Genomic DNA, 17,201 nt, shown 5'->3' on the forward strand with positions numbered 1-17,201 from the left:
TAATAAGTCCTGCCGCATGGCCAAAATTCAATAATAACGCTGTTTTTTCAATGTTTATATGAATACTGTTGTCGTAAAGAACTTGAAAATACTGATTTTTTATTTGACATAAACCTTACATTAAATAATTTTGTATTTTTTCGTTATGTTATATTTTTTCACGTAAAATTTAAACAAAAAAAGAAACTGCTGACCAGGAAATGGAAGTGAGACTCCCACCCATTTACCAGGTCAACCGTTTCTTTGTACATGCAATATATTATAAACGAGTTATTGACACTGCCAATAATTGGCCCGTGCATTACTGATCTAGCTGTCCGTTAATCGCTTCACGGCCGCAATAAGATGCCGGATAGCCGTTCGCGAGTGGCGATAGAAGGTGGGCCGACTCATATGATAAGCCTCGGCAAGCTGATTTTTATTCCTCCTGCGCTGCACATAGCTTTCCCGCAGCAGTTGCTGCTCCATCTCTGTAAGCGGATGCTCGGGGGGACGCTCCATCAAAATCCGTTCGATTAGCTCCCCGATATTAACACCTCGCTGCGCAAGCGCCCGAACGGCAGAAAGCTTCTCCAAAGCAGCATCGTCGAATAGATGCCGCAAAACCTGCTTCATCTCCTGCTCGTCCAAATGAACAGCGGGAGAAGCAACAGTCGGGTTCAAGCTTGTCAGCGCTGGTTCGGGGGCAGTCCCCTCACCGGCGTTGTTATTATCGCCTACCTTATTTCCGCCTGTCTTCCGAATCACCTGCTGTATCCATGCATCAAACGAAGTTTGCCGGAAATCCAGCTCCCATTTTGTCCATGGTGCTGAGCCGTCCCGAGCACCATCGGCCCCGAATAAGATGTTGTCATTTAGGGATGGAGCGCTGGCTCTCCGCTGGAAGCCGAGGAGCGGTAACAGGGTATTTAACTGGGGGTCGGCAGTTACTAGCATGCCGCGCAGGCCGCTTGTCATATACACCAGCCACTGCTGCATCAAAAGGGCGCCAAGCTCTTCCGGCTGATAAATCGTTTGGGTAACATCAACCGCAGCCAGCAGTACAAACAGCGTATCTGCCCCCTCCGGCGGGAGCCCGCGAAATTTGTCCGCCTCCTCTCCCAGCACCGCTTCCCAGCCTGGCGCATAGCGCTCAAACAGACGAAGCGTACGGTCATGCAGCCATAAGCCTGCAACAAATCCAAGCGGCTCCCCTGTAGCATCACGCACAACGCAAATACCGTCAGGGCAGCAACGGCTGATATCCTCCAATAGCAAATGGTAATCTTCCGGCTTAACGAGTTCCGACTGCCAGTCGGCTGCGGATACGGACGCAGCCATAAACCGGTGCATGGTTGGCAGGTCCTCTGGCTGGAAAGGTTCAGGCTCGGAGAGCCGTAACGTCGAGGAAAAATGAGCGTAAGCATGAACTGCTGGCAGGAATTCGCGATAAACCTCCAGCACATGAGCGGCTATGCGCATCTGCTGCCGCTTATCCACTTCATGAAACCGTTCGGCTAGCAGTTCAAGTGCCCTCCCCCTAGCAGCTTGGAACAATTGCGGAGAACGCTGCGCATAATCCTCCCGCAGAAGACGTGATGCCACATGATGCATGCTTAAGCCTTGTGACGTTGCACGAACGAAGGATAGCTCGGAGAGCGCATAATAGTTAAAATCGTTAACCGGATGTTCGAGCAAAAGCTCAAGCAGCCGCTGATCCGCTGCGGGGACCAGCGACAGCGCGGTCAAGGCAGGATATAAGTCTGGAGAAGCAGCTTCCTTCAGCAGATCCACGCTTAATAAAGCCGGAATTTCACGCAGGGAACCCGCCTGATTTCTGGCGCCCTGCTCCTCTCGGGAACGAATGATCAGATCGGTGGTCAATGCCAGAAGAAGCGGGTAACCATCCGTTTTTTGTGCAATATCCATCCGCATATCAGGCTCAAGGCCACTGCCGCTTAAATATTGAAGCACCTCCTCGCGTGTGAACAGACGCAAAGGAATGGGCTCCAGCCTGGGGCCCCAATAGGGATTGGCGCGCCACTTGGCCGAAAGTCCCGTGCGAGAGGCGAACACCACCAATATGCAGGCCCCATCCAGTCGGGGCAAGAAACGGGAAAACAGCCACCCCTCCAGCCGCCCGATCCCTTCGCAGTTATCCACCAGCAGCACCGTCCGCTGACGGGACAGTTCTCCGGCTATGTAAGTCAGCAGGGGTTGATCCGGGCTGCGCTTTCTGCCATATTCGCTCTCCAACATCATTTCGAGACTCAGTAAAAAATCGCCGGATGTCGCACACTCACTTTGCCCATCCAGCCATAACGTCAGAACAGACGCGGCTTTGGCAAGCTGTGCCAGCTCCAGCAGCAGCGTGGTCTTGCCGATCCCCCCCATTCCTGAAACGGAAAAAATCCGGGGGCCTGCCTGAGGATCGGACAACCATTCCCCAAAGCTGCCCCGCTGCTTGTCAAATCCAATAACGGGCCGAGCAGAGGCACCGCGATTTGATAGTTCTTGCAGCATATATATGCTCGCCCCCTTCAACCTTAAATTTTGTAATATAAAAAATGAAACATTTTTGAGACTGTTTACAGTTATTTTAATACTAAACTAAAGGGAAGAGTGAATTCGATTTTCTCAATTTCTAATACTCATCATTTCTATCATTATATCGACTATGGAGGACTGTTTGATGAAACCATTTTGGAGATTGCTGCTAGCTTTCATTTTGATCTTGCCCGCATTGGCCCCAACTCAGGTGAACCTCACGGCTTGGGCGGAGGATGATGATGCAGCTCCGCCGCTGGTCAACGGTTGGGTCGAGGTTTCTAACGCCCGGCAGTTGATTTATATAGACCGGAACCAATCGTTGTATTTGGACCGGAACATTCAGCTAGTAAACGATATCGATCTGAACGGCTCTCCCTGGGTCCCTCTCGGGGGGAACGAAGCCCCGGCCTTCAGCGGCATCTTTGACGGACGCGGCCACCGGGTCTCCGGCGTGTCCATCGCGTCCGGAGATTTCAAAAAAGTCGGGTTTTTTGGAGAAGTTTCCGGCTCGATTAAAAATCTTGGTGTCGATGTCCGGATTCAGGGAGGCGACGTTACAGGGGCGCTGGTCGGATTTCTAAACGGAGGCAGCATAGACCGCTCCTTTTCGCTTGGCAGCGTTCAAGGGAAAACCTCTTCAGAACGACCAGCCGATGAATATTCCTCAACCGGGGGCCTGGCGGGAGAAGCGATAAACTCGACGATATCCCGATCATATTCCCTTGCCTCCGTTACAGGCAGCATCAGCCCCAACATCTATATCGGCGGCCTGGTTGGTTCACAAGGCAACGGAGAAATCCGCAATTCCTACGCCAGAGGAAGCACGGTAGGTCCGGCCATTGATCGCCCGCCTTATTTGTTCTCCGGAGGATTATTAGGACTCATCGTGTACGGCCAGGTGAATAACAGCTACGCTACAGGGTATGTCAACCGCTCGGGGACAAGCGGGTATGAGATTTATGGGGGATTAGCAGCCAACCTATTCGCCCAAGCATCCGCCAGCCATTCCTATTACGATTCCGATACGACGGGACAAAGCGGAGACGTGGAAGGGATAACCGCCAAAACGACAGCCGAGATGAAGCAGCCCGGCACATACTCCGGCTGGGACTTCTCCCATACCTGGGCTATATCACCGCTAATCAATGATGGATACCCGTACTTGCGCTCTGAAATTCTGACTGTGAATCTGCCTCATGCGTTTAAGGGCTCAACCTATTCAGCGAAGCTTGAGGCGTTTGACGGCTCAGGTCTGGGATTACTCTGGAGCGCAACCGGATTGCCGGATGGCCTGTCCATCAACAGTGAAGGAATGCTGCTGGGCAGCCCGGAACAAGCAGGCATATTTACCGTAGACCTGTCTGCCACAGATGCAGGATTCAACCGTGTTCACGCTCTTCTTCAGCTAAAAGTCGATGATGCAGCACCGGAGTTGTCCGCCTTCACCGTTGAACCGGGCAGTGTATATGGATCTGCCAAGGCAACAGCGATTCCTTCCTCACCGGAGCATGCCTTCGCTTACTCCCTAAACAACTCGGAGCCGCAGCGCCCTCTGCTTGGCGAAGCTCTGCCCGGGGATACAGCAGCCTACTTAACGGGGAGTGATATTGAAAACGTAAGCGCTGGTCAGTATTTAAGCATCTATGAAGTGAATAGCAATGGAGAGATTCAGGCCTGGGGCTGCCGTAAGCTAACAGCAAATGAGATCAATAACACCGTTCCTCCAACAACCGGAGGCGTTACCGGAGTGGTGTATGGAAGCGAAAGCGGAGGTTCCCCACTAACCGGTGCAACGATTGCCATAGGTGGAAATCAGACGACCGCCGATGCCCAGGGAGCTTTTATGTTGTCTGACATTCCGGAGGGAACGCGAACCCTCCATGCATCTGCCCGCGGTTATGTGTCCAAGGACATCACGGTCCAGATTGCCGCAGGCGAGACAACTGATGCGGGGAGAATTGAGCTGAAAAAAGAAAGAAAAACAGGCGGAGGTGGAGGCGGAGGTTCCTTGCCTGAAAGTGACTCCGATAACACTAGATCGAATCCGCCAGCTTCACCACCCCCGATACCAACTCAAACGGTACAAATTAACGGGCAAAACGTCTCAGTGCCCGTTAAGCGGGAAGCTTCGACCGATGGACGACTCGTTAGCCGTCTGGTCCTTGACACAGCCATGACCAAAGCTATGTTTGAGAAAAACGATGCGGCAATTCTCGAGGTGAACGGTACCGATACTCTGGTTAAGATCGATCTGCCGCTGACCGTCCTTCAGTATATCCTTGAGAATAGACCCGGGGCAGAGCTTATTATCCAAGTTGATGGAGCGAGCTATCGTCTTCCTTTAGAGTTGTGGCTGAATTCTCCCGGCGGAACGCTCGCAACTGTCGCTATCGGAAAAACAATGTCTGATTGGTCCGAGTCCATTGCCAGCACTTTGGGCAAGCAGGGAGTTGCCATGGTTACGGACGCAGTGCAATTCATGTTATATATCGATGATCAAGAGTGGAGCGATTGGGGCAATTTGTATTTAGAGCGCTCGCTAACTCTGGACTTGGGCGCCAACCTGGATACCGATCCGATGCACTCCCCTGCCAACTATACCGTGGTATGGATAGATGATCATCAACAGGCACATTTCGTTCCTTCTGTCTTCAAGACAGTTAACGGGGTCGCTTCCGCTGTATTTTACGCGCCGCACAACAGTCTTTATGCCGTGATCCGAACGGAACGATCCTTCTTGGATATTCAAGGCCACTGGGCACGGCAAGACATCGAGCTGCTGGCAAACAAGCTGATCGTGGATGGGGTAACCAGCAATGCCTTTGCACCGGACCAGCCGGTCACCCGGGCTGAATTCGCCACGATGCTCGTGAATGCACTCGGCTTAATGGCCCATGACGGGAGCTCCACCTTCACCGATGTATTGCCACAGGCCTGGTATGCCGGATCAGTGGAGGCTGCCCGGCAAGCCGGACTGATCAGCGGCTTCAACAATGAAGCCTTCGAGCCACAGGGTCTGATCAACCGTGAGCAAATGGCTGCGATGACCGCCCGGGCTCTTCATTTTACCGGGAATCTGGGGGATACTGCCGATCTTACAGTGCTCTCGACCTTCAACGATCGCCAGGTCGTTTCGGATTGGGCCAAGGAGCCGTTCGCACAGCTGCTTGGGACCCAAGTTATGCGGGGCGTAACGGATTCGCTTTTGGCCCCGCAGAAGCTTGCGACCCGGGCCGAATGCGCCGCTGTTATACGCAACATGCTGCAATACGCCGGGTTTATTAACGAATAAAATACCGCCAAATCTATAAGAGGTTGTTCAAAAAGCCGTCTTCCCATGACGAAGCTGTTCGAGGAGTAGATTCGACATCGAATCTTGAATTCAGCCGGGCCAAGCGTATGCTTCCGTAGCATGTTTCTTGCAGAAACATTGGAGTTGCTCACGTACCCAATACGTACACTTCGCTACTCAGTCCCTGGCTTCATTCAACTCAAGCGTTTTGAAAAAACGCACATCGGAAGCATAAGCTTCGGTCCTGCAAACCCTACTTTTTGAACACGCACTAAAGGTAAAACACAAGGGGCTGCCAGTAGTCAGTGTTCACTGACTTGCTGAGCAGCCCCTTGGAAATATGGTGAACAAGTTGACGTAGCCCCTTATTGTTCACCGCGCTTTTAGTGAGCTCCGGTCATTTTTTCCCATTGCTCACTTTGCATAAAATGCCTGATTACTTAATAATAACGTAATCCAAATTCACCAGCTTCGCATACGTAACCACTTGATCTGTGGTCAGATTCAAGGACACGACCGTATGGTGTCCGCCTCCGTTCTCGATCCAGGCCTTTACCCCGTCCTGGAAGTTCGGCTTCACCTTCCATAACACACGGGCCACCGGCAGGTTAGGAGCCGGAACCGTAGGCTCAAAGGCTGTCACTTCGTTAATCAGCAGCTTGTAATGGGTCCCGAAGTCGGCCATCGACACCACAACGCCTTCCCCGGCCTTGCCATCAAACACAAGACGAGCCGGGTCTTCCCGATCACCAATGCCCAGTGGCGATACCAGAATTTTAGGCTTGTTACTAGCCAGACTTGGATCGACCTCCAGCATATGAGATTGCAGAATTGCCTCCTGACCTGTGGCCATCTCGTACGTATAATCCTCCATGAAGCCGGTATTCTGGTTATGGCTCATCACCTTCAGCAAGCGATCCAGCGCCGCTGTTTTCCAGTCGCCTTCCCCGGCAAAGCCATACCCTTGGGCCATCAAACGTTGTACCGCCAGACCCGGCAGCTGCTTCATGCCGTGCAGGTCCTGGAAATTCGAGGTAAATGCATTGTAGCCACCCTGATCGAGGAAGCGCTTCAAGGCAATTTCATAGCTTGCCTGCACCTTGACGCTGGCTTCCCAAGCTTCCTTGCTATAGTTGCCATAGTCGAAATCGTACAGCTTTTCATATTCCGCAAATAAGGCGTCAATCTCTTCATCCGTCACAGCATTTACATACGCTACCAAATCACCAATTCCAAAATAGTCGACCGTCCAGCCGAACTGGATTTGAGCTTCGACCTTGTCGCCCTCGGTGACTCCCACATCGCGCATATTATCGCCAAAACGCGCCACCTTGATGTTGAAGCTCTCATTGTAAGCTACAGCTACATCCATCCAATCGGCAATCTGCTGCCGTACCTCCGGACGCTCCCAATAGCCAACTACCACTTTGTTCTGCTTTTGCAACCTTGCATTAATAAACCCATATTCACGGTCACCGTGTGCCGCCTGATTCAGGTTCATAAAGTCCATATCGATGGTCGCCCAAGGAATGCTTTCATTATATTGGGTAGCCAGATGAAGCAAAGGCTTCTGTAATAGCTTTGTACCGCGAATCCACATCTTGGCCGGGGAGAACGTATGCATCCAGGTAATCACACCCGCCACTTCGTCCCGATAGTTGACTTCCTTCATGATGGAAGTAATCTTGTCCGCACTCACGGCTAAATCCTGCAATACTAGCGGATATGGCAAGACACCGCTTTTGTTCAATGCATCGGTCATCGTCTGAGCATGGGCCTTCACCTCGGCAAGAACCTCTTCCCCATACAAATGCTGCGACCCCACGACAAACCAGAATTGCTTGGCAATGGCTGTTGACATGTTATTCATCCTCTTCCCTTTTAATTTTATTGGATACGTTGGGCTCTAAACCAAAAATCAGCGGTTGGCATTAGGACAAGAAGGTGCTGCGGGTCGGAGCGTTCTTCCCGATCGCTGCCCCCCGGGTGCTTGAGCCATTTCTATTTCTGCCCGTAATAGGCGTCCTTGCCATGCTTGCGCAAGTAGTGCTTATCCAGAATGTATTGCGGCAGGTCCTCGGCAGATGGGTTCAATTGCCGCGCCAACAAATTCATCTTTGCGACTTCCTCCAGTACGACGGTATTCATCACAGCAGATTTCGCATCCTTGCCCCAGGTAAAAGGTGCATGCCCCTTGAGCAAAACCCCGGGCACCGCCATAACATCCAGACCCCGCTCTTCAAAGGTTTCAATAATGAGCCGTCCCGTCTCCGCCTCGTAGCCGCCATCAACCTCCGCTTGAGTTAGAAAGCGGGTGCAAGGCACCGCTCCATAGAAGGTGTCGGCATGTGTCGTTCCCATCACCGAGAGATCCAGTCCTGCCTGCGCCCAGGCTGTTGCCCAGGTGGAGTGTGTATGCACGATACCGCCGATTTCCTCGTAATGCTTGTAGAGCACGGCATGGGTAGCTGTATCTGAGGAAGGTCTAAGCTCCCCTTCCACTACGTTGCCGTCGAAATCAACAACCACCATATCGCTGGGCTTCATGGTCTCGTAGCTTACACCGCTAGGTTTGATCACAAACAAACGGCTCTCGCGGTCAACAGCACTCACATTGCCCCAGGTGAATTTCACCAGGCCCTGCTTGGGCAGCTCCAAATTTGCTTCATATACCTGTTCCTTTAATCGCTCTAACACGTCAAGCCCTCCCGTTCTCCACCAGATGATCTATGGCTGCCTGCTCAATCGCCAGCCCCTTAATATAACGCTCCATAAAGAGTTCGAAGCCCTTAACATCTGCTATATCCGGTTGTATTTGCTGCCCTGCCACGTCCTTAAAGACCTCACTTGCCAGAAAATGATCCAGATTCTCCGTCTGACCCCGATTCAACATATAGGATGCCAGGATCGCCATTCCCCAAGCCCCGCCTTCTCCGGCATTGTCCATCACAGAGACCGGCACATTCAGGGCAGCCGCTACCATCTTCTGCCCGACGACCGGCGTCTTGAATAGTCCGCCATGAGCCAGAATGCTGTCGATAGCCACATGCTCCTTCTTGGTCAGAATATCCATGCCAATCTTAAGAGCACCAAAAGCGGTGAACAGATGAACCCGCATAAAGTTAGCCAAGCTGAACCGACTCTCCGGCGAGCGGACGAACAGCGGTCTTCCCTTCGGCATGCCCGTAATATTCTCGCCCGAAAAATAACCGTAGCTCAGCAAGCCGCCTCCGTCAGAATCAGCCTCCAATGCCTTGTTGAACAGCACGCCAAACAGCTCATCCGGGTTGGCCTTCTGCCCCATCGCTTCATAGAACTCACGGAACAAGCCCATCCATGCATTGATATCGCTAGAACAGTTATTGGCATGCACCATGCCCACCGGACTTCCATCCGGTGTAGTCACCATGTCGATCTCCGGGTAAACAGCACTCAGGTCCTTCTCCAACACAATCATGGCAAACACCGATGTGCCTACCGAAATGTTGCCTGTCCGCTTTCTTACGCTGTTCGTAGCTACCATGCCTGTTCCAGCATCGCCCTCCGGAGCACATAGCGGTATGCCTGGCTGCAAATCCCCCGCTGGGTCCAGCAGCTTCGCTCCGGCAGCCGTAAGCTCCCCTGCCCGCTCCCCGGCCAGACAAACCTTGGGCAGAATCTGCTCCAGCTTCCAAGGGTAACCCTGGTCCGCCACAAGCTCGTCGAACTGCCGAATCATCCCGACATGATAATTCCGCGCACCTTCATCAATAGGAAACATACCGGATGCATCCCCGATGCCCAGCGATTTTTCCCCGGTCAATAGCCAATGAATATAACCGGCCAGTGTAGTGATAAAGTCGACTTCCGGCACATGCTCCTCCCGGTTCAGAATCGCCTGATAGAGATGGGCAATACTCCAACGCTCAGGAATATTGAATTGGAACAGCTGCGTTAATGCCTTGGCTGCATCACCCGTATTCGCATTGCGCCAAGTACGGAAGGGAACCAACAGCCCCCCCTTGCGGTCAAAGGCCATATATCCATGCATCATAGCGGAGAACCCAATCGAACCGACCGTTTGCAGCTTAATGCTGTATTTTTGCGCGATTTCCTGCTTCATTTCCTGATAAGCCGTTGGCAGTCCCTTCAGAATTTCTTCCAGGCTGTATGTCCAATACCCGTCTACCAACTGATTCTCCCATTCATAACTTCCCGAGGCGATCGTCTCAAAACGACGGTTAATCAGCACCGCCTTAATCCGCGTAGACCCCAGTTCAATCCCAAGCGAAGTCTCACCTTGTTCGATCGCTTGTCTGATGGCCTGATCCATATTTATCCGCTCTCCCCTTTCAAGAAGGTGCCTGCTTGTTTTTACAGCCCTAGTATAGTTTTTTGTTCGTACATTTGTCAATGATATACAAGATTTATACATACAAATATAGGGCACTGGTAAAATATTTTTATTTCTATATAATGTTTATACATAATAATATTTATACATATGATATCAACTGGAGTGTTATCCCTGCTCTGTCTATAAATTTGTACATACAACTATTTGCCCTGGAAAGAAGTGAAGTTTAATGAAACCGAAATATCAGATTATCCTGGAGGAGATTCGTAGCGAAATTCTCTCGGGCACCTATAATGTGGGCGAGCAGATTCCCACCGAGTCCGCACTGCAAGACAAATATAATGTAAGCCGGCAGACTGTACGCAAGGCTATATTGGAATTATCTAATGAGGGTTTTCTGAGAAGCGAGAAAGGGTCAGGAACCTATGTCAGCAATCAATACCGTACCAAGGCTGGTGGAAATAACAACAATCGATCCATCGGCGTGATTACCACTTATATCTCCGACTATATCTTCCCGTCTATTATTCGAGGTATTGAGGGGCGGCTTAATGAGGACAATTATTCCCTGCTGCTAGCCAGCACCAACAATGATGTGGCTCAGGAGAAGAAGGCACTGGAGATGATGTTGTCCTATGGTGTGGACGGCTTGATTGTGGAGCCCACCAAGAGCAACCTGTACAATCCTAACATTGCTTACTATCTATCCTTTAAGGAACAGAATGTTCCTTTTATTATGATTAATGCTTATTATGAGGAGCTTGAGGTGCCCTTCTTCTGTCTGGATGATGTTCAGTCCAGCTATCTCGCCACCCAGGAGCTTATCTCTAAGGGCCATACCCAAATCGGCATTATTGCCAAGATGGATGATCTACAGGGGAAATACCGGATGAAGGGCTATATCAAAGCGCTTGGAGAGGCCAAACTGCATTTTCACCCGGAGCAGGTCTTATCCTTTAATACAGAAACGAAGCAGGAGCTGCCAACAAATCTGGAGCATTTTCTCACCTCTAATCGGGAGAGCCTGACCGCCATCGTGTGCTACAACGACGAAGTAGGGCTTGAAGTGGTCCATGCCTGCAAACGGATGAATATTTCCATTCCTGACGAGCTGTCCCTGATCGGGCAGGACAATTCCTATATGGCGAAGAATGCCGGGATCAAGCTGACGACACTAACCCACCCGCAGGAGCAAATGGGTCGGGATGCCGCGGATTGGGTTATCAAGAAGCTGCAAGGGAAAAAGGATTTGCGCAGCTCTAACTATTATCAGCCTGTGCTGATTGCAGGGGAAACGGTGAAGGAGCTAAAATGACCTCAACCTTTAGCTGACGTGACGTTCAAAGTTGGCTGATTACATGTTTATTATGGCTCGAAACCAAAATCAATGCTTATTTCTTCTTGTGTGCAGTAATAATTGTATAACTATTCGCGTTAACCGTTATGATACAATCTTCCACACTAACATACCAATTTTTCCCGTTTCGCGTAATAATCCTTTTAGGAGATTGTATTTTAGATTTACACCATTGAACAACATTGTCTGTATTCAAAGAGAGATTTCTTTTTATTCTCATCATACCTAGCTCTGTCGTATGTAGTTTTTCTAAATTATCGATTAATTCGTTACACGCTTCCATTTCTTAACCATCCCTATATATACAGTTTGCAATCAAACTACCATTTCACCTGAAGCGCCATTTCTTTCAGCGACCCGGAAGCCATTAAAAACTTCTTATATAAAGGTAAGATCTTCATCTTCAAAGTCGTTTTCTCCGAAAACGTGTAGCTCCGCTACTCAGTCACCGGCTTCATCGGGGCTCAAGCGTTTTGAAAAAACGAACATCGGAAGCCTAAACCTCGGTACTGTAAACCCGACTTTTTGAACACGCACTTATAGGGAAAAACTCAAACTGTTGAGAAAGGGCGTAACGTACCATTTATACGGAGAAGAACCCTTATAAGCTAAGGGCTTTTCTATCCGAGATGTACAGAAAACCAAATTTCTCAACAATCTGAAAAACTCCCGTTAAATGGCTCAAATCCGCCAGAAATCGGGGATTTATATGGATTTCCTCATGCTAATCATTATGAAATGGTCGATTTTTGGGAAAAAGCCCAAAATTAACATGAGGATTTCCCGTTATATGTGATATTTGGTGAAATACAGGCGAATTAGCATGAGGATTTCCGGTTAGAGGTATATTCGTTTTGCTTCATTATTTATATGCGAAAATCCTCTGGCCGATAAATTGTCGCAAAAACTATATTCAGCATGGTTAAAGCATATGTCAATGATGCGGGCACGCTTGGGCAAAAGAAAAGCGCTAGAATTTGAAATCCTAACGCACATTACTGGTTTTGGCCTAAAGCTGATAACTTATATTAAAAAGGATTAGTTGCGATAAAAGATGCCGACTTCACATACACGCGCGGATGAAGCTTAAGCTGGCTAACAATAAACTCGGCCAAGTCCTCCGGCTGGATGAATTTGGAGTCGCTGTTCTCCTTGATCAGGTTCAGGTCCAAGGCCAGATCGGTTGCCACTGTGCTTGGTGTTAACGCCGAGACACGAATATTGTTCCGACGCACTTCCTGTGCCAAGGATTCAGTAAAGCCGATAACAGCAAATTTGGATGCACTATACGCGCTGGCGGTAGCCGCCCCGTTCAGGCCATTGGTGGAGGAAATGTTGATAATATCGCCGCCGTTCTTGGCAATCAGCTGCGGCAGAACGGCCCGAGTGACATAATATGTACCCATCAGGTTCGTATCTATCATACCTTTCCACACTTCCGGGTCCATCTCGAGCAGCGTGCCAAAGGTAGCAATCCCCGCATTGTTGATCAAGATATCCGCAGGTCCCAGTTTCTCCTTCAAGGATGCAATTGCCGTATCCACCTGTTCCTTGGAAGCAACGTCTACCGCCGCATAGGCAACCTTCACGCCCAGGCTCTCGATTTCCGCCGCAGCATCCTTCAAGGATGCTTCTGTTCTTGAAATCAGGCCGACATGAACGCCTTCCTTCGCCAATGCAATCGCCGTTGCCTTGCCGATTCCACGGGCTCCGCCGGTTATAATTGCCACTTTGTCTTTTAACGTTTGTGCCATCCTCACTGGCTCCTCTCTTTATTCGCATGGTTTATACTTATTCATTATACTACAGCAAAGCCGGTAGAACTAAATCCGGCGCAGGCTTAGCAGGTAGAGCAGTACGAACCAGAGCGGCGTGAGCAGGAGAGCAGGACGGGTAGCCTCGGCAAACAGCATAATGATGAGAATAGCCGCAAATAACGCCAGCACAGCGTAGTTGATTCCCGGCGTAAATGGTGCTTTGAACTGCGATTTAGCATGAAGCTCCGGCTTGGATTTCTTATACTTGATATGACAAATCAGAATCACACCCCAAACCCAGATAAAGCAGATAGCGCTTATGGTAGTAACGATACCAAAGGCTTGCTCCGGAATCAGCTTGCTTAACAAGGCTCCCACGGACAGGACTAGCGTAGAGATAAACAGCGCATTGCTTGGCACATGATTACGGTTCAGCTTTGCCAGCTTTGCCGGTGCCTGTTGGTTTCTGCCCAGGTTATACAGGATGCGGCTGGTCGAGAACATGCCACTGTTGCAGGCCGAAGCGGCCGAGGTCAAAACGACAAAGTTAATCACGCCCGCAGCCAGCGGTATCCCAACCAATGTAAAGGTTTTGACGAACGGGCTTTCAGAAGCGCTAAGCTGTGTCCAGGGATTAATAGCCAGCAAGGCGATGAGCGCGCCGACGTAGAAGAACAAAATTCTTAAGGGGATTTTATTGATAGCCGACGGAATATTTTTCTCCGGATTGGAGGTTTCGGCAGCAGATACGCCTACGAGCTCCACCCCCACATAAGCAAATACAACCATTTGGAAGGACATCATAAACCCGGTGATTCCATTAGGGAACATGCCGCCATGGCCCCAAATATTGGTTAGGCTTACCGTGCCCGTATCGGTCTTGAAGCCGATGACCAGTAGAACTGCTCCGATGGCGATTAAGGCCAAAATGGTCACTACCTTAATCAAGGCGAACCAAAACTCCAGTTCACCGAAGTTCTTCACGGTTAACAAATTCAGAACAAGCAAGACGAGCAGGCAGATGAGGGCCGGAATCCACTGCGGGATATCAAACCAATATTTGACGTAGACTCCTACGGCAATTACATCAGCCATCGCAGTCATAATCCAGCAAAACCAATACGTCCAACCGGTGATGAATGCGGCGCGCGGCCCAAGATAATCCCGGGCAATATCCGTGAAGGACTGATAGCCCGCTTTGGAGAGCAAGAGCTCCCCTAACGCTCTCATGACAAAAAAGATGGCCATCCCGACGATAAGATATGCGAAAATGATGGACGGCCCTGCCAATTGAATGGCCTTGCCGGAACCCAGAAACAACCCCGTCCCAATCGTGCCACCGATGGCAATAAGCTGAACATGTCGATTTTCCAGATTCCTCTGCAATTCTTGTTGTGCCAAAACAAACGCCCCCTTGAGATCGGTAATAAAATGCCCACAAAAAAAGAGATTGGAAGGACTCCAATCTCAAGGTCACAAGAATAATAAATAAAGGCTATTATGTGAAATAGAACACATAGTTCATCATTTATTTAATACCCTTCTGTCCTTTTGCCTGAGATTATGAACCCTTCGGCGCTGCGGTTGTCCCCACAGTCTCTCCAGAAGCTGCTCCTGCTATAGTGCGATCCATAGCGATCATAGCTTACTAATTATTCAGTTTGTATCTACCAATGGCTGTCAAGTATTTCAATACTAGTCCCGGGGTGGCATTCTGTCAATAACATAGATTTCACTTATCACATAGATTTCACTTATAAGCATCAAGTTGTGCTACCACCCCAATAAATTGTTGGACAAGGGGGGAAATGTTATCCGTTCTCCACGCAATGCTCATATCTATACGAGGGGCATCTCCAGCAATGTCCAGATAGACAACATCTCGCGCATGTAAATTGGATGCTGAGCTTGGTACGATGCTAACGCCTAGCCCTGCCGCCACAAGGCTAATCGCAGTTTGGATTTCCTTCACACTCTGACGAATGATCGGGCTGAAGCCGGCCTGATGGCATTTCGCTACAATATCGTCATGCCAGCTTGGCCAAATCGCCCTCTCCAGCAAGATAAATTGCTCGGCACTCAATTCCTCCATAGACACCGAAGTGTGCTGTCCCAAGGGATGCAACTTGGGTACAACGGCAACACACAACTCTTGATGGACGGACAGGAACGACAACAGATGATCATCAACTGGTGTTCTGACAAAACCGATATCGATATCTTTTCTATGAAATGCTTCAATTTGCATAGGAGTAGGCATTTCATGAAGAACCATATCAACATGAGGGTATTGCTCTTGAAAAGCACGAACAACGACAGGCAGAATATCGTATGACGCCGATCCGACAAACCCCAGCACCAATCTGCCCTCAAGCCCCATATGGGCCCTTATTGCCGCTGACTTGGCTTGTTCAAGCTGGACAAGCGCATAACGAGCCTCCTGCAAGAAGACCTTCCCTGCCTCGGTTAGCTCTACATGCCGTTTCGACCTCTCCAATAACAGGACTCCCAGCTCCTTCTCAAGCTGTATAATCTGTTGGCTTAATGGAGGTTGTGTCATTTGCAAACGCTTGGCCGCCCGCCCAAAATGCAGTTCTTCCGCTACGGCAATAAAATATTCAATCTGACGTAGTTCCATGAGACGTCGTCCTTCCAGTTCAAAAATACAATAATCCAGAATTATCTTTATAAGTCGTATTTCGACTTAATAGTACGGTACTTATATATTAGACGACAATAATATTCCGATGTAAAGTATCGATAGTGTATTAAAGCGCATTAAACAGAACAGAAAACACAGTTCATCCAAGAAAGGGACGCTTGATATGAGAATGGCGATGGCCTTGTTATGCCTTGTCTGGGGATTTAATTTTGTGATTATGAAATTAGGGAATGGTGCGTTCCCGCCGGTCATGTTTGCCGCCTTGCGATTCCTGACCGGAGCGGTGGTGCTATTTGCCGTGTGCTTGATCCGAAAAACCCCGGTGCCTAGGCGTTCTGATATGAAATGGTATATCATCTGCGGACTGCTGCAAACGACTTTTTTTAATATTGCGATTCAAATCTCGCTCAACTATGTTAGCGCTGGCTTGACCTCCGTTTTGACCTACAGCATGCCGTTGTTTCTGTCGATTATGGCGCATCGCTGGATTCCAGGAGAACGCCTGACGCTGCAAAAGACGACGGGGATTGCCGTAGGATTAGCAGGTTTATTCATAGCTATGAATATTCAATCAGGCGGCTCCTTCTGGGCCGTATTGCTAGCGCTTAGCTCAGCCATTTCTTGGGCAGCAGCTAATCTACTGTTCAAAATAAAGTTAAAGCACGCCGATCCTCTTCAATACACCACCTGGCAAATGGCTATTGGCGCAGCAGGCTTATGGGCATTTTCGCTTTCTTTTGAACGTGGGAGTGTGCAATGGGGCTTGATGCCGATTATTTATATTCTGTTCTCTGGTATTATTGCCTCCGCCTTGGCCTTTGTGATGTGGAACCTGATTCTGAGCCGCACCGAAGCCAGCAAGGCATCGGTATCGTTATTGCTTGTGCCTGTTGTGGGTATCCTGTCCGGGTATATTTTCCTGAATGAAAGCCTTCATCTCGTAACATTAGTAGGAATTTTATTGGTTCTGGCTGGGATATGGATTGTAAATATGAAGCAGATGGGTATAAAGAAGGCGTTAAATTAATAAGAAAAACATCTATTGATATACTATCTTTAAAGCCAGACCACGTTAAGCGGTAGTTTTTCTCGCGATTATAGAATTGTTCAGCTCCGCTCAAAACTTATAAATTCTATAGTCTTTAAATAGACTACGAACAGGCGCAACTGATCAGATGCCAGCTGCGCCTGAGTACCTAATAAGCAAATTTGTGACCGGTTCCTTTCTACTTTATAAATTTTTAATATATATTTATCCCTATCATCCA

The 17,201-nt window shown here is 49.3% G+C and carries 11 protein-coding genes and 1 riboswitch; of the genes, 3 read left to right on the top strand and 8 right to left on the bottom strand.

Annotated elements, in window-relative coordinates:
• Positions 1 to 309: 309 nt before the first annotated feature.
• Positions 310 to 2,502, bottom strand: coding sequence for an NB-ARC domain-containing protein (locus tag C557_RS0102960; RefSeq protein WP_018750336.1), 2,193 nt, complete (start codon positions 2,500 to 2,502; stop codon positions 310 to 312).
• A 169-nt stretch (positions 2,503 to 2,671) separates the two neighbouring features.
• Here C557_RS0102960 and C557_RS0102965 point away from each other — a divergent pair, with 169 nt between their 5' ends.
• Positions 2,672 to 5,821: an S-layer homology domain-containing protein gene (locus C557_RS0102965; RefSeq protein WP_018750337.1), complete on the top strand. Its 3,150-nt coding sequence runs from the start codon at positions 2,672 to 2,674 to the stop codon at positions 5,819 to 5,821.
• A gap of 436 nt (positions 5,822 to 6,257) precedes the next feature.
• Here the strand turns inward: C557_RS0102965 and araA are convergent, their stop codons facing one another.
• The 3 genes from araA to C557_RS0102980 all read right to left on the bottom strand — a co-directional run bounded on the left by araA (position 6,258) and on the right by C557_RS0102980 (position 10,133).
• Positions 6,258 to 7,682: an L-arabinose isomerase gene (araA, locus tag C557_RS0102970; protein ID WP_018750338.1), complete on the bottom strand. Its 1,425-nt coding sequence runs from the start codon at positions 7,680 to 7,682 to the stop codon at positions 6,258 to 6,260.
• Between the two features lie 140 nt (positions 7,683 to 7,822).
• The gene (locus tag C557_RS0102975; RefSeq protein ID WP_018750339.1) at positions 7,823 to 8,518 is read right to left on the bottom strand and encodes an L-ribulose-5-phosphate 4-epimerase; all 696 of its coding nucleotides are present in this window, start codon (positions 8,516 to 8,518) and stop codon (positions 7,823 to 7,825) included.
• 1 nt (position 8,519) lies between these two features.
• Positions 8,520 to 10,133 carry a xylulokinase gene (locus tag C557_RS0102980; RefSeq protein WP_018750340.1) on the bottom strand — a complete coding sequence of 538 codons (1,614 nt, stop codon included), beginning with the start codon at positions 10,131 to 10,133 and terminating at the stop codon, positions 8,520 to 8,522.
• Positions 10,134 to 10,386: 253 nt separating this feature from the next.
• Between C557_RS0102980 and C557_RS0102985 the strand changes: the two genes are divergently transcribed.
• Complete coding sequence (locus C557_RS0102985) at positions 10,387 to 11,472, top strand: GntR family transcriptional regulator (protein ID WP_018750341.1); 1,086 nt, start codon at positions 10,387 to 10,389, stop codon at positions 11,470 to 11,472.
• 76 nt (positions 11,473 to 11,548) lie between these two features.
• On the opposite strand, the gene C557_RS0102990 is transcribed toward C557_RS0102985, so the two are convergent.
• The 4 genes from C557_RS0102990 to C557_RS0103005 form a co-directional block, all read right to left on the bottom strand.
• Complete coding sequence (locus tag C557_RS0102990) at positions 11,549 to 11,797, bottom strand: DUF3781 domain-containing protein (RefSeq protein WP_018750342.1); 249 nt, start codon at positions 11,795 to 11,797, stop codon at positions 11,549 to 11,551.
• Positions 11,798 to 12,542: 745 nt separating this feature from the next.
• Positions 12,543 to 13,268, bottom strand: coding sequence for a 3-ketoacyl-ACP reductase (locus C557_RS0102995; protein WP_018750343.1), 726 nt, complete (start codon positions 13,266 to 13,268; stop codon positions 12,543 to 12,545).
• A gap of 69 nt (positions 13,269 to 13,337) precedes the next feature.
• On the bottom strand, positions 13,338 to 14,672 hold the full coding sequence (locus C557_RS0103000) for an amino acid permease (RefSeq protein ID WP_018750344.1): 1,335 nt from the start codon (positions 14,670 to 14,672) through the stop codon (positions 13,338 to 13,340).
• A gap of 132 nt (positions 14,673 to 14,804) precedes the next feature.
• A riboswitch (glycine riboswitch) is annotated at positions 14,805 to 14,886 on the bottom strand.
• Positions 14,887 to 15,021: 135 nt separating this feature from the next.
• Entirely contained in the window at positions 15,022 to 15,909 is an 888-nt protein-coding gene (locus C557_RS0103005; protein ID WP_018750345.1) for a LysR family transcriptional regulator, read from the bottom strand.
• 187 nt (positions 15,910 to 16,096) lie between these two features.
• Here C557_RS0103005 and C557_RS0103010 point away from each other — a divergent pair, with 187 nt between their 5' ends.
• Positions 16,097 to 16,960, top strand: coding sequence for a DMT family transporter (locus tag C557_RS0103010; RefSeq protein WP_018750346.1), 864 nt, complete (start codon positions 16,097 to 16,099; stop codon positions 16,958 to 16,960).
• The last annotated feature ends 241 nt before the right edge of the window (positions 16,961 to 17,201 follow it).

The sequence above is a fragment of the Paenibacillus sanguinis 2301083 = DSM 16941 genome (assembly GCF_000374825.1).
In the GTDB taxonomy this organism is placed as follows: Bacteria; Bacillota; Bacilli; order Paenibacillales; family Paenibacillaceae; genus Fontibacillus; species Fontibacillus sanguinis.

Bases quoted from the DNA above. Each gene is read 5' to 3' on its own strand.
- C557_RS0102960 (WP_018750336.1), bottom strand. From the start codon at position 2,502: ATGCTGCAAGAACTATCAAATCGCGGTGCCTCTGCTCGGCCCGTTATT.
- C557_RS0102980 (WP_018750340.1), bottom strand. From the start codon at position 10,133: ATGGATCAGGCCATCAGACAAGCGATCGAACAAGGTGAGACTTCGCTT.
- C557_RS0102985 (WP_018750341.1), top strand. From the start codon at position 10,387: ATGAAACCGAAATATCAGATTATCCTGGAGGAGATTCGTAGCGAAATT.
- C557_RS0102965 (WP_018750337.1), top strand. From the start codon at position 2,672: ATGAAACCATTTTGGAGATTGCTGCTAGCTTTCATTTTGATCTTGCCC.
- C557_RS0103010 (WP_018750346.1), top strand. From the start codon at position 16,097: ATGAGAATGGCGATGGCCTTGTTATGCCTTGTCTGGGGATTTAATTTT.
- C557_RS0103005 (WP_018750345.1), bottom strand. From the start codon at position 15,909: ATGGAACTACGTCAGATTGAATATTTTATTGCCGTAGCGGAAGAACTG.
- C557_RS0102995 (WP_018750343.1), bottom strand. From the start codon at position 13,268: ATGGCACAAACGTTAAAAGACAAAGTGGCAATTATAACCGGCGGAGCC.
- araA (WP_018750338.1), bottom strand. From the start codon at position 7,682: ATGTCAACAGCCATTGCCAAGCAATTCTGGTTTGTCGTGGGGTCGCAG.
- C557_RS0102990 (WP_018750342.1), bottom strand. From the start codon at position 11,797: ATGGAAGCGTGTAACGAATTAATCGATAATTTAGAAAAACTACATACG.